Raw genomic sequence first — 12984 nt, 5'->3', positions numbered from 1 at the left:
GTCTTGGCGCTCTCTTGGAGGTCATTCGAATTCGTGGGCGGATTACTGGCCGATAAAGGTCGGCTTGCGCTTTTCCTGGAAGGCGGCAATGCCTTCGTCGCGGTCGCGGGTGCCGGCCAACACGGTGAAGGCGTGGCGCTCGAAACGCAGGCCGCTGGCGAGGTCGGTGTCCATCGCCTTTAGCAGCGACTCTTTGGCCAGACGCACCGCCAGCGGTGCCTTGGCGGCGATGTTGCGAGCGATGTGCAGGGCGCGTTCGACGGTGAATTCCGGTTGCGTGACTTCGCTGACGAGGCCGGCGCGCTGGGCTTGACGGGCGTCGATCGGCTCGCCGGTCAGGACCATTTGCATGGCCATGGATTTGCCGACGGCGCGCAGCAGGCGTTGGGTGCCACCGGCGCCGGGCATGATCCCGAGGTTGATTTCCGGCTGGCCGAAGCGCGCATCTTCACCGGCAATGATGATGTCGGCGTGCATCGCCAGTTCGCAGCCACCGCCCAGAGCAAAGCCGTTGACCGCGGCGATCAGCGGTTTGCTGAAGCGGGTGATGGTTTGCCACGAGGCCTGGCGCGGGTCGTCGAGGATGCCGACCAGGTTGCGCTCGGCCATCTCCTTGATGTCGGCGCCGGCGGCGAAGGCCTTGCGACTGCCGGTGAGCACCACGACACGGGTCTCGGCATCGGCTTGCGCGGCATTCAGTTCATCGGCCAGCTCACCCAGTAATTCGGTGGTCAGGGCGTTCAGGGCTTGCGGGCGCTGCAAGGTAATCAGGCGAACGCCAGGCTCTATCAGTTCGACGGCAAGGGTTTGAGGCATGGCAGATGCCCTCACGGTGCACGCTCGGCGTGGTGCCGGCTCGTTATTGGATCGGCCGCAGGGGCCGGTTTTGCCCAAGTATAGCTACAACGTGATACGCAAATGCAATACTGAAATTGATTTAATGTGTCCTTTTGGTCGAATGGTGGTTGTGCGCTGGTAATCTGAAACAGCAGTTGATAGCGGGTTTTACCCATATTTCATTGGGTTTCATGCGAGGTTTTGCGTTGTGGAGCAGGTCGTCGGAAAGCCGCTTGTCAAGTGATACGCTTTTTTGTCTTTGTGTATGTAAAAGCGATGTGATACAAAATAAGTCATTATCGGCATCGCTTTGTGAAGGAACCTTCCATGACCTGCTACAGCCTCGATGGCCTGACCCCGGTGGTCGACCCGACTGCTTATGTGCATCCGTCCGCCGTGCTGATCGGTGACGTGATCATTGGGCCGCATTGTTACGTCGGGCCGCTGGCCAGCCTGCGCGGGGATTTCGGGCGGATCGTGCTGGAGGAGGGCGCCAACCTGCAGGACACCTGCGTGATGCACGGCTTCCCGGACAGCGACACCGTGGTCGAGCGCAACGGCCACATCGGTCACGGCGCGGTGCTGCACGGTTGCCGCATCGGCGCCGACGCGCTGGTGGGAATGAATGCGGTGGTGATGGACAACGCCCGGATCGGCCCGCGTTCATTCGTCTCGGCGGCGGCGTTCGTCAAGGCCGGTTTCGAGTGCGCCGAGCAGTCGCTGGTCATGGGCGCGCCGGCCAGCGTCAAGCGCACCCTCAGCGATCAGGAAGTGGCGTGGAAGCAGGCGGGGACCCGCGAGTATCAACAACTGGCCCAGCGTTGCCTGGAGCAGATGCAGGTGTGCGAACCGCTGAGCGAGCCGGAGCCGGATCGGCCACGGATCAGCGACAGCGGGTTACGGCCTAAAGGCAGTAACCTGTGAACACTGCCCTCCTGTAGGAGCCAGCCTGCTGGCGAAAGTGTGTCAGCTACCTTGGCGTCGACTGACACACCATCGCCAGCAGGCTGGCTCCCACAAGGGATTGGGATTAACCCCAAAGCTTTCGGTATATTCCTTTTCTTTTTTTTGCTCGGTACGCCCATGTCGTCCCTGACACCCTTGAACCATCTGATTACCCGCTTCCAGGAGCAGACGCCGATTCGCGCCAGTTCCTTGATCATCACCTTGTACGGTGATGCCATCGAACCCCACGGCGGGACGGTGTGGCTTGGCAGCCTGATTCAATTGCTTGAACCGATCGGCATCAACGAACGCCTGATCCGCACCTCGATTTTTCGCCTGACCAAGGAAGGCTGGCTGACCGCCGAGAAAGTCGGCCGTCGCAGCTACTACAGCCTGACCGGCACCGGTCGCCGGCGTTTCGACAAGGCCTTCAAGCGGGTCTACAGCACCACGATGCCGGCCTGGGACGGTTCGTGGTGCCTGGTGATGCTTTCGCAACTGACCCAGGACAAGCGCAAACAAGTGCGCGAAGAACTGGAGTGGCAAGGTTTTGGTGCGATTTCGCCCGTAGTCCTGGCCTGCCCGCGCAGCGATCGCACCGACGTCAATGCAACCTTGCTCGACCTCGGCGCCCAGGAAGACACCATCGTCTTCGAAACCACGGCCCAGGACGTACTGGCCTCCAAGGCGCTGCGCCTGCAAGTGCGCGAGAGCTGGAACATCGAGGAACTGGCGACCCACTACAGCGAATTCATTCAACTGTTCCGACCGCTCTGGCAAGCGCTTCGCGAGCAGGAAAACCTGCAGCCGTCCGACTGCTTCCTGGCGCGGATCCTGCTTATTCATGAATACCGCAAACTGCTGCTGCGCGACCCGCAACTGCCGGACGAGTTGTTGCCCGGCGATTGGGAAGGCCGCGCGGCCCGGCAGTTGTGCCGCAATATTTATCGTTTGATCTACGCCAAGGCCGAGGAATGGCTGAACAGTGCCCTGGAAACCGCCGACGGACCGTTGCCGGATGTGGGCGAGAGTTTTTATCGACGGTTTGGCGGGTTGAAGTAACCCGTCGCCGTTCAGGGAGAGTCGCTGTTCAGGAGAACCTGTGTTTTGACGTAGACAATAAAAATAAGCCTGCGTGAGGCCTGCCATGATTTCTACAAACGCACAGCGCCAGGATGGGTTCGATCAATGGATTCATCAGATCAACCAGATCTGTGGCGCCTTTAACGCACAACCCCTGGGCGCCGGTTTCGCCGGTCAGATCAGGGAATACCGCAGCGATGCCCTCAAACTCAGTTTCGTCGATGCCTGCCAGGCGCGGTTGTACCGCACGCCGCATGAAGTCGCGGCGGGCGAGGGCGGCAAATACTTCGCGGTGTTCCAGCTCGATGGCACGGCGGGTATGGCTCAGGGCGACGACAAGGTGTTGTTGTCCGCCGGTGACATCACGCTGATCGATGCCTCAAGGCCCAGCGATTTCACCTACAGCGAAAACTCCCGGCAATTGTCGCTGATCCTGCCGTATCAACTGGTGGAGCAAACCCTGCGCTTCAATCAGGTCAAGTGCGGCCACCGGATCGCCGGGACATCGCCCATCGCCATGCTCTCGCATCGCTTGATCCTCGACGCCACGCGCCAACAGAACCTCACTCGCCAGGAAAGCGAAGCAACGCTGGAAGCGATTGTCAGCCTGCTGCGTCCGGCGATCAGCCAGACCGACGATTGCGCGGACCCGCACGAGCGCATCTTCCGCAAGACCCTGAGCTTTATCGACGCGAACATCCGCTCCGAAGAGCTCTGCCCGGAATGGCTGGCGCGGGAAGTCGGCATGTCGACCCGTGGCCTGTACCGGATGTTCGCCAAGAAAGGCCTGGTGGTGGCGCGCTACATCAAGAATCGGCGGCTGGATTTGTGTGCTGAGTCTTTGCGCCAGTCGGGCAGGGAAGAGAAGTTGTCGGTGCTGGGGTATTCGTGGGGGTTTTCCGATTCGAGCTATTTTTCGACGGCGTTCAAGTCACGCTTCGGCATTGCGCCGGGGGAGTATCGTAAGCAACACGCTTGATCACCGGATAACCCTGTGGGAGCGGGCTTGCTCGCGAATGCGTCGTATCAGTCGACATCTATTTCAATGACATACCGCATTCGCGAGCAAGCCCGCTCCCACAGGTTTTCGTGTGTGCCTTACTTCGGTGAATTGAGATTCAACGTCGGCGTTTCATCAAAGAAATTCCACGGCTTCAACAGCACATGCACCCACTCGGTCGGCATGATCGGCCACTCTTCGGCGCGGGCGATGTGGGTCGTGCCGGTGGTCAGCCAGACCACGTCATCGGTGTTCTCGATGGACTGGTTATCCTGAGTGAACTGCCCCAGCCCAGAGTCCTTGTCCGAGCGGTTCGGGTACTTGCCTTCCGGGTATTTTTCCTCCGGGTTGTACTGCGTCACCCACAGTTGCTTGTCCATGAAACTCAGGCGGTGATACAGCCATTCGTCCTTGCCGAAATTGGCGCCCTTGGCCACCGGGTGCGTGCCGCCGGCATACGGAATCAGCTGATAGGAAACCGGGTTGCCGACCTTGTTCTCCTTGCTGAAGTTGGTCAGCAGGCGCACGGTCGACGGGTCGAATTTCTGCGCGGCCTGTTGTTCGGTGCTGACCACTTTGGTTTCGGTCTGCATGGTGCTGGTGCGCGGGCCGCCACGGTCGTTCGGCAGCACCACCGGGTTCACTTCCACCAGTGAGTTCTGTTCGCCGTCCACGTCCATGTCGAGGCGGAAGTTATAGATGTGCTGGTGCGTGGTGCCGACGATGTTGTGATCGAGCAGGGTACCGTAGCGCGTGTCTTCCTTGGCGGTGTCCTCGTGCATGGTCTTGGACTTCACGCCCTTGACCGCTTCGATGCCGGTGGCGCCGGCGTCGATGCCGATGGTGCCGTTCTGCTGGAAGACCCAGTCGAAAATGTAGTCGTAGTTGCCGACGGTGCTGATCCAGCGCACCACCAGTTCACGGCGCTCGGTGCTGAGGTTGGGCTGGCCCATTTCCTGGTGTTTGTATTCCGGCCCGGCGTAGCGCTCGAACACCGCCATCGCACGTGGAATTGCGGTCGGCGCGCCGGTGTAGTCGGCGATGGTCGCGTCCAGCAGTACGGCGTTTTCCGGGGCGTCTTTGCCACGGGCGATCGGCGAAGTCAGCGTGCCCATGCCGTAGTCGCCGGAGTCGAGGTAAGCCTTGAAGTACCAGCCGACGTCCGGATCGCCGTAAGGCACGATCATCCCGCCCAGCGAGCCTTCGTACATGATTTTGCGTTTCTTGCCCTTGTCGTCGTAGGTGACGGTGGACAGGATCGGGCCGACCCGCGAATCGAGGCGAACGTGGAAGTCCCAGTTCTGCCAGTGAATGCTGTTGCCGGTGATGGTGTAGTTCTTGCCTTCCGGCTCGATGATTTCCAGCGGTTTGACCGCCACGCCCTTGCGCCCGCGACCGTCATACGGCGTCGGTTTCATCGGCACCGGGATCAGCGCTTCGTCTTCGATCTTGATCAGCTTCTTCTGCTCCAGATCGACAATCGCCACCAGGCCTTCGATCGGGTGCGCCCAATAGTTGCCGTCATCGACATTCAGGTAGCTGACGATTTTCAGCAGGCGTTTGTCCTGTGCCAGTCCGTCCTTGCCGTCGAAATAGCCGACAGTCAGCGGCGTGGCCACGACCTTTTTTACATCGGTGATGCCGCGCTTGGCCAGGGCTTGCGCGTATTCGGGGCTGGTTTCGACGGCGGTTTGCACGGTCGCGAAGTCATCCAGCAGCACCATGCCATGGGCGCCTTGCACCGGGTTCCAGGACTTGAGTTGCTTGCTGTCGAGATCGACCAGCGCCTCGATCACATGCTTGCCGTCCAGCACCACAATGTTCGCCTGGCGCGGTTGGGTGACGTTTTGCCCGGTGTAGACGAAGTTCCACACCTGGTCCTTCGGCGGTTCCTTGACCGAGACTTCGGTGAAGCGGAAGCCGGGTTTGTAGTTTTCCGATTTTTTGACGATGTCCACCGCGGCGGTGATTTCGTCGGCGCTCAATGGGTTGAGCGGGTTGGGGCGGGTTTCCACGACAAAAGTCGTGTCCAGCCCGGACTGGAACACCTGGTTGATGAAGTCCTTGGACATGTAGGCGGTCTTGTCCTTGAACACCACAGGCACCGTCAACTCCATGCGTTTGCCGTTGAGCATCGCCACTTTGCTGTTCGGTTTGACCTTGAGGTAGACCCCGTCCTTGGCGATGGTGAACAGGTTGGCGTAGTCGTCCCACTTGACCGTTGCGCCAAACTCCTCAAGGCCCGCTTGCAGCGGCACCATCTCGGCGTGCCCGCCGTGGGCCTGGGCAGTGCTCGCCCAGAAAGGCAGGCCGAGGGCGCTCAGGGAGATGGCCAGGGCGAGCCGGGCGAGCGGTTTACTGTGACGCGACGCAAGTGACGTGAACATTTCTGGGTTCCTTCGGAAAAACCGGGTCAGACAATGCCAGCACTTTGCTACAGCCGGTGCGGAGCTGCATTGGAATTGCTGCCAGAATCCTTTGGATCTGTGCCGTCATTAGCTTTCCCGACCGGCGGGGGATTGGCAAGCGCTCAAAGCGCTTTGTGACGGGACCGAAAGCATTGCTTCGAGTTAATAGGAAGCATTACTATTCACGCCCCCGTCTCCACAGCACACCGAAATGACCCCCAAGCTGCCCCGCAGACACGGCTTTTTCGAGCATTACGAAGAGTTGGTTGGCACCTGGACCCGTCGCCTGAGAAATCGCTCGCAGGCTGAGGATCTGGCCCACGATACCTTTGTGCGGGTGCTTGAGTCCGATTCGGCGGCGGTGCAGCAACCTCGGGCATATCTGCACCAGACCGCACGCAATATCGCGGTGGATGGTTATCGGCGCGAGGACCGGCGGGGCGCCATGGAGTCAGAGGCGATTGATGTCAGTGAGTCGCCCAACGGCGACCCGGAGCATTACATGCACGCAATCCAGTTGGCTGATTCCATCGAACGGGCGCTCACCGAGCTGCCGGTCAACTGCCGCAAGGTGTTTGTCTGGCAGAAAATCGAGGGTTTGACCCAGGCGGAAATCGCCGAACGCCTTGGACTGTCCAAGAACATGGTGGAAAAGTATATGATCCGCACGCTGCGGCATCTGCGCGACCGCCTTGAAGGACTTTACCCATGAGCGGCCGCGAATTCTCATCCCCAGCCAAACAGGAACTTCCATGATGGATACTCGTGATTGTGCGTGCGGGCAAACAACAGTTCGCGATGAAGCGGCGCGGTGGTTTGTGCGTTTGCAGGAACCCGCGGTCGATGTCGACGCGCATCGCCAGTTCGAAACCTGGCTGGACGAACACCCTCAACACCGAAACGAATTCGAATTGCTCCAGGGCCTGTGGAAAGCCGCCGACCTGGTGCCGTCGGCGCGTCTGCGCGCGCTGTGTGAAGAAGCGCCGGCCCGCAGCAAACGTCGCCCGATCCTGCGTTATGCAGTGGCCGCCAGTGTGGTGGCAGTGGCGCTCGGTTTGGGTCTGTTCAGCGGCTTGAATCAACCGTCACCTTACACGGCGGAGTTTTCCACAGCCCTGGGCGAGCGTCGCCACGTGGCATTGCCGGATGGTTCGGTGGTCGACCTCGACAGCCGCAGCCGGATTCAGGTGCGCTTTGAAAAGAATCGGCGCGGCGTCGAGCTGACCGAAGGCGAGGCGATGTTCAGCGTCCAGCACGACACCAGCCGACCGTTCGTGGTCGAGTCCGGCAGCGGCAAGGTCACAGTCACCGGCACCCGGTTCGATGTGCGCCACGGCAGCACCGACACCCGGGTCGTGGTGGAGCAGGGCACGGTCAAGGTTCAAGGTCGCTCGGCGGCCGATAACGATTTTGTCAGCCTCACCGCCGGCATGGGCACTCATGTCGATGCCGGGGGCAAGGTCGTGCCTGCCTACCCGGTCAATCCGGCTGAACTGACGGCCTGGCGCAGCGGCAAACTGGTGTTCAACAACGCCAGCCTGAGCGATGTCGCCGAGCAGGTTTCGCGTTATCGGGACAAGCCACTCAAGGTCGGCAACGCGGCGGTGGGCAATCTGCGCCTGACCAGCGTGTTCAAATCCGACAACACCGATGCGTTGCTCAAGGCCTTGCCGAGCATCCTTCCGGTGGCCGTGCGCACCCTCGATGACGGCAGTCAGGAAATAATTTCAAAATAAATTCAGGTTTTTTTCGAGTTCATCGTCTTCCTGTTCAACTGCAACTGGTTTGCATTAACAAGCGCACACTCTTGCGATCCACAGGAATACGTTCGACGTGAATAAATCCACCGCTAAAAACAAAACCTTCCCTTGGTTGCCGCTGGCGCTCGCGCTGGCGGTCAACGTCGCGATGCCTCAGGCATTCGCCGCAGACGCCATCCACATCCAGGCGCAACCCTTGGGCCAGGCCTTGACTCAGTTGGGCCAGCAGACTTCGTTGCAGGTTTTTTTCAGCCCGGAACTGGTTGCCGGCAAGCAGGCCCCGGCGGTGGACGGCAATATTTCGCCGGAAGAAGCGTTGCGTCAGTTGCTGCAAGGCAGCGGCCTGCAGTACCAGATCGATGAAGGTTCGGTGACCTTGATGCCGGCGCCGAGTTCGGCGTCGAACGGCCCGTTGGAACTGAGCGCGACCGACATCAAGGTGGTCGGCGACTGGCTCGGTGACGCCGATGCCGCCGTGGTGCAGAACCACCCCGGCGCGCGTACCGTGATTCGCCGTGAAGCCATGGTCGAGCAGGGCGCGATGAACGTTGGCGACGTGCTCAAGCGTGTACCCGGCGTGCAAGTGCAGGACGCCAACGGCACCGGCGGCAGCGACATTTCCCTCAATGTCGGGGTGCGCGGTCTGACTTCGCGTCTGTCGCCACGCTCCACCGTGTTGATCGACGGTGTACCTGCCGCATTCGCCCCTTACGGCCAGCCTCAGCTGTCGATGGCACCGATATCCTCTGGCAACCTCGACAGCATCGACGTGGTGCGCGGCGCCGGTTCGGTTCGCTACGGACCACAGAACGTGGGCGGCGTGATCAACTTCGTGACCCGTGCGATTCCGGAAAAGGCTTCCGCTGAAATCGGCAGCACCCTGGAAACCTCCCAGCACGGCGGCTGGAAGCACATCGACACGGCATTCGTCGGTGGCACCGCCGACAACGGGCTCGGCGTGGCGCTGCTGTACTCCGGCGTGAACGGCAACGGTTACCGCGAGCGCAACAACGGCAACGACATCGACGACGTGATCCTCAAGACGCATTGGGCTCCGACCGACTACGACGATTTCAGCCTCAACTTCCACTACTACGACGCCAGCGCCGACATGCCCGGTGGCCTGACGCAGAAGCAGTACGACGCCGACCCGTTCCAGTCCGATCGCAACAACGACAACTTCAGCGGCCGCCGCAAGGACGTGTCGTTCAAGTGGGCACGGCAGATCGACGACCGTACCCAGGCTGAAGTGCTGACCTACTATTCCGACAGCTTCCGTGGCAGCAATATCGCCGCCCGGGACCAGAAGACTATCGGCTCGTTCCCGCGTACCTACTACACCTTCGGTATCGAGCCACGGGTGTCCCATGTGTTCGACGTCGGCCCGACCACCCAGGAAGTCAGCGTCGGTTATCGCTACCTGAAGGAAGGCATGCACGAATCGGCCAGCCGCCTGGCGCTGAACAGCAGCAACGAACCGGTGGTACGTCCGGGTTCCGATGGACACATCTATCAGGACCGTACCGGTGGCACTGAAGCGAACTCGGTGTATGTCGACAACAAAATCGATGTCGGCAACTGGACCGTGACGCCGGGCATCCGTTTTGAACACATCAGCACCGACTGGCACGACCGCCCGGTGCTCGACACCGCGGGCAAGCCTGTGCCGGAGAAGAACCGCAGCATCGAAAGCAACGAGCCGCTGCCGGCCCTGAGCGTGATGTATCACATCTCCGATGCCTGGAAACTGTTCGCCAACTACGAGACGTCGTTCGGCAGCCTGCAATATTTCCAGCTCGGCCAAGGTGGCTCCGGTGACGAACCGGCCAACGGTCTGGAGCCGGAAAAAGCCAAGACCTACGAGGTCGGAACGCGCTACAACGATGATGTGTGGGGCGGTGAAGTGACGCTGTTCTACATCGACTTCGACAAAGAGTTGCAGTACATCAGCAACGACGCAGGCTGGACCAACCTTGGCGCGACCACGCACCGCGGGATTGAAGCGTCGGTCCACTACAACATGGCCGCACTGGACCCTCGCCTGGATGGCCTGACCGCCAACGCCGGTTTCACTTACACCCGTGCCGTGTATGAAGGGGAAATTCCGGACTTCAAGGGCCGTGACCTGCCGTTCTACTCGCGTCAGGTGGCAACTGCCGGCCTGCGTTATGACATCAACCGCTGGACTTACAACATCGACGCATTTGCCCAGTCCAAGCAGCGCTCGCCAGGCGTCGCGGTAAACGCCGACGGCAGCTTCACCAACAACTACATCACCGAAGGCACCGCCGATGGCCAGTACGGCGACATTCCGGGTTATGTCACCTGGAACGTGCGCAGCGGCTATGACTTCGGTCCGCAGGTGTCGAACCTGAAAGTCGGCGCCGGGGTGAAAAACATCTTCGACAAGCAGTACTTCACCCGCTCCAGCGACAACAACTCGGGCATGTACGTCGGCGCACCGCGCACGTTCTTCGTGCAGGCCAGCGTCGGGTTCTGATAGACCGACCGAGTTGACCTCATCGCTAGCAGGCTAGCTCCCACAGGATTTTCGGTGAACACAATAAATGTGTACGACCGAGGACCTGTGGGAGCTAGCCTGCTAGCGATGCTCTTAAACTTTCAACACCTTCCCGCCAATCGCCACTGCAACCAGCAACAGCGCCATCAGGCCAAAGGCAAAACTCAAACTGGCGGCGTGGGCGACGAATCCGATTACCGCAGGCCCCGCAAGTATTCCCGCATAACCCAAAGTGGTAATGGCCGGCACGGCGATGCTTTCCGGCATGACCGTCTGCTTGCCCACCGCGGTGTACAGCACCGGCACAATGTTCGAACAACCGGCACCCAACAACGCATATCCCACCAGCGCCGCTTCCCAGCTCGGGGCGAATGTGGCCAGAGCCAATCCAGCCGCCGCCGTCAGCCCACCGAACACAATCACCCGCGTCGCGCCAAGCCGTCGCACGATCGAATCACCGGTCAAGCGACCCACCGTCATGGTCAGCGCAAACGCTGCGTAACCCAATCCGGCATAAGCCGTGTCGATCCCGCGCTCCTGCGCCAAAAACACCGCGCTCCAGTCCAGCGCTGCACCTTCGGCGAGGAACACGATGAAGCACATCCCGCCGATAAACAGCACGATGCCATGGGGAACGGCGAACGCCGGCCCGGAACTCTCGCTTCCATACGGCAGCATGTGCGGCACGGCTTTCAACAGTGTGACCAGCAACAAGGCAATCACCACCAGCATCGCGCCCAGCGGCGAAAGCCCAAGGCCGAGCAGGGCACTGACGCCCGCTGCGCCGACGATCCCGCCCAGGCTGAACAACCCGTGGAATCCCGACATCATGTTTTTGCCGCTGGCGCGCTCGACGATCACCGCTTGCAGGTTCACCGTCGAGTCCACGGTGCCCAGGCCCGCGCCGAACATGAACAAGGCGCCGATCAAGGCCGGAATCGACGACACCGTCGCCAGCAACGGCAGCGCTGCACAGATCAGCAAGGTCCCGCCGGTCGCCACCTTGCGGCAACCGAAGCGTGTGGCAAGGATGCCGGCTAAAGGCATCGCCAGTATCGAGCCCACGCCCAGGCACAGCAGCAACAAGCCCAACGTGCCTTCGTCCAGCCCGGCACGCGCCTTGGCATACGGCACCAGCGGCGCCCACGCGGCGATGCCGAACCCGGCGATGAAAAAGGCGAGGCGCGTGGACATCTGTTCCAGGCGTCCGGGTACGAATGAGGTCCGGGTGTTGAGGGTGGTCATATCAATCCTTGGCAAAAAACGTCGCGTCTCCAAGGGACATTGATCTCGCGGTGAGGGTTCGATCAGCGTCCGCAGGGTTTTGCGTTCCGACAGGCTGACATCCTTGCACAGCCCGACCGTGTTTCGCGATATGTTGAGCCAGACCGATCATTCCACAGGGAGGGCGCCATGAAGCGGCTCTACGATGCACGAGGCAACATTTATAGGGTCGTGGCGCCCGAGGCGTTGCGCCAACAGGGTATCGCTGTACCCGATCAGGCCGGCTACGCCGCGCAAACCCGCGAAGAGTGGGCGTTGGCGGCCATCGAGGCGTGTTGTTCCTGGGCTCCCGGCACGCAACCAGCGGGGAGCAAGGATCATTGCAGCGACGGCCTTCTGGTTGGCCCGTTCCAGTCTTCGCCGCCCTTCGATTTGTTGATCGTCAACACCGACGGCACCCTGGCCGAGCGCAGTGGCAACGGGCTGACGATTTTCTCCCAGGCGCTCAGCGACCAAGGGATTTTGCCCAGCGATGAAGCCTGTTTACTCAGGGTTCACCACGACAAATCCGACACCCCTTCACCGGGGCAGACATCGGTGAAAGCCGCGCAAGTCGAGGGCGTGCAAGGTTTCTGGCTTGACCTGGGCGGGCCAGGGTTCGGGCCGGCGGCGGTCAGTGCCGTTGGCGTCGAAACGGCGCTGTTGAACGGCCGCGAACTCAGCCACGTTCAACCCTTGTCAGCACTCAATAGCGCTTGGTCGCGCAGCCAATTCGCGCGGGTTGGCAATCCACATTGCGTGACGCTGGTGGACAGCGCCGAGCACTTGCCGAGCAACGAGCAGATGCGCGAGCCGGCGTTGGGCGAAGGGCTGACGCGTATTGCCTATGCCATGCCGACCGGGGCTGGGCGGCCGTGTCCGGCGGGGATCAATCTGCAATGGGCGATGCATGAGTCCGGGCAGCATGTGGTCGCACGAGTGTTCGAACGAGGCGAAGGGCCGACGGCGTCGTCGGGCACCAGCGCCAGTGCGGTGGCGTGTGCGGCGTGGCGCGTGGGTTGGGTCAGTGCCGGTGAGGTGAAAGTGACCATGCCCGGTGGCACGGCGCCGATTTTGCTGGAGGAAGAGCAGGGGGAATTGAGTCGGGTCAGCTTGTTTGGGACGGCTCGATTTGTGGAGTGACTGTGAAGTCGCCTTCGCGAGCAA

At 61.1% G+C, this 12984-nt stretch carries 10 protein-coding genes; 7 read left to right on the top strand and 3 right to left on the bottom strand.

Annotation, left to right across the window (positions count from 1 at the left end; translation table 11 throughout):
• Window positions 1-42: 42 nt before the first annotated feature.
• Window positions 43-816, bottom strand: coding sequence for a 2,3-dehydroadipyl-CoA hydratase PaaF (paaF, locus tag V6Z53_RS23630; RefSeq protein WP_338582049.1), 774 nt, complete (start codon window positions 814-816; stop codon window positions 43-45).
• Window positions 817-1164: 348 nt separating this feature from the next.
• Between paaF and paaY the strand changes: the two genes are divergently transcribed.
• The 3 genes from paaY (at window position 1165) to feaR (ending at window position 3844) form a co-directional block, all read left to right on the top strand.
• Window positions 1165-1761 carry a phenylacetic acid degradation protein PaaY gene (gene paaY / locus V6Z53_RS23625; RefSeq protein ID WP_338582048.1) on the top strand — a complete coding sequence of 199 codons (597 nt, stop codon included), beginning with the start codon at window positions 1165-1167 and terminating at the stop codon, window positions 1759-1761.
• Window positions 1762-1920: 159 nt separating this feature from the next.
• Window positions 1921-2844 (top strand): phenylacetic acid degradation operon negative regulatory protein PaaX, encoded by a 924-nt coding sequence (paaX, locus tag V6Z53_RS23620; RefSeq protein ID WP_338582047.1) that lies wholly within the window; start codon window positions 1921-1923, stop codon window positions 2842-2844.
• Window positions 2845-2929: 85 nt separating this feature from the next.
• Window positions 2930-3844: a transcriptional regulator FeaR gene (feaR, locus tag V6Z53_RS23615; RefSeq protein WP_338582046.1), complete on the top strand. Its 915-nt coding sequence runs from the start codon at window positions 2930-2932 to the stop codon at window positions 3842-3844.
• A gap of 119 nt (window positions 3845-3963) precedes the next feature.
• On the opposite strand, the gene tynA is transcribed toward feaR, so the two are convergent.
• On the bottom strand, window positions 3964-6252 hold the full coding sequence (gene tynA, locus V6Z53_RS23610; protein WP_338582045.1) for a primary-amine oxidase: 2289 nt from the start codon (window positions 6250-6252) through the stop codon (window positions 3964-3966).
• Between the two features lie 232 nt (window positions 6253-6484).
• Here tynA and V6Z53_RS23605 point away from each other — a divergent pair, with 232 nt between their 5' ends.
• The 3 genes from V6Z53_RS23605 to V6Z53_RS23595 all read left to right on the top strand — a co-directional run bounded on the left by V6Z53_RS23605 (window position 6485) and on the right by V6Z53_RS23595 (window position 10533).
• The gene (locus V6Z53_RS23605; RefSeq protein ID WP_338582044.1) at window positions 6485-6985 is read left to right on the top strand and encodes a sigma-70 family RNA polymerase sigma factor; all 501 of its coding nucleotides are present in this window, start codon (window positions 6485-6487) and stop codon (window positions 6983-6985) included.
• Window positions 6986-7025: 40 nt separating this feature from the next.
• Complete coding sequence (locus V6Z53_RS23600; protein ID WP_338582043.1) at window positions 7026-8009, top strand: FecR family protein; 984 nt, start codon at window positions 7026-7028, stop codon at window positions 8007-8009.
• Between the two features lie 97 nt (window positions 8010-8106).
• Window positions 8107-10533, top strand: coding sequence for a TonB-dependent siderophore receptor (locus tag V6Z53_RS23595; protein ID WP_338582042.1), 2427 nt, complete (start codon window positions 8107-8109; stop codon window positions 10531-10533).
• A gap of 114 nt (window positions 10534-10647) precedes the next feature.
• Here V6Z53_RS23595 and V6Z53_RS23590 read toward each other — a convergent pair whose 3' ends face one another.
• Window positions 10648-11799 carry an MFS transporter gene (locus V6Z53_RS23590; RefSeq protein ID WP_338582041.1) on the bottom strand — a complete coding sequence of 384 codons (1152 nt, stop codon included), beginning with the start codon at window positions 11797-11799 and terminating at the stop codon, window positions 10648-10650.
• 168 nt (window positions 11800-11967) lie between these two features.
• Here V6Z53_RS23590 and V6Z53_RS23585 point away from each other — a divergent pair, with 168 nt between their 5' ends.
• Window positions 11968-12960 (top strand): diaminopimelate epimerase, encoded by a 993-nt coding sequence (locus V6Z53_RS23585; protein ID WP_338582040.1) that lies wholly within the window; start codon window positions 11968-11970, stop codon window positions 12958-12960.
• Window positions 12961-12984: the final 24 nt, after the last annotated feature.

Origin of the sequence: Pseudomonas sp. MAG733B (genome assembly GCF_036884845.1) — a bacterium.
GTDB lineage: Bacteria > Pseudomonadota > Gammaproteobacteria > Pseudomonadales > Pseudomonadaceae > Aquipseudomonas.
Note: the sequence above shows the minus strand (reverse complement) of the source record. Positions and strands in the feature narration are given on the sequence as shown.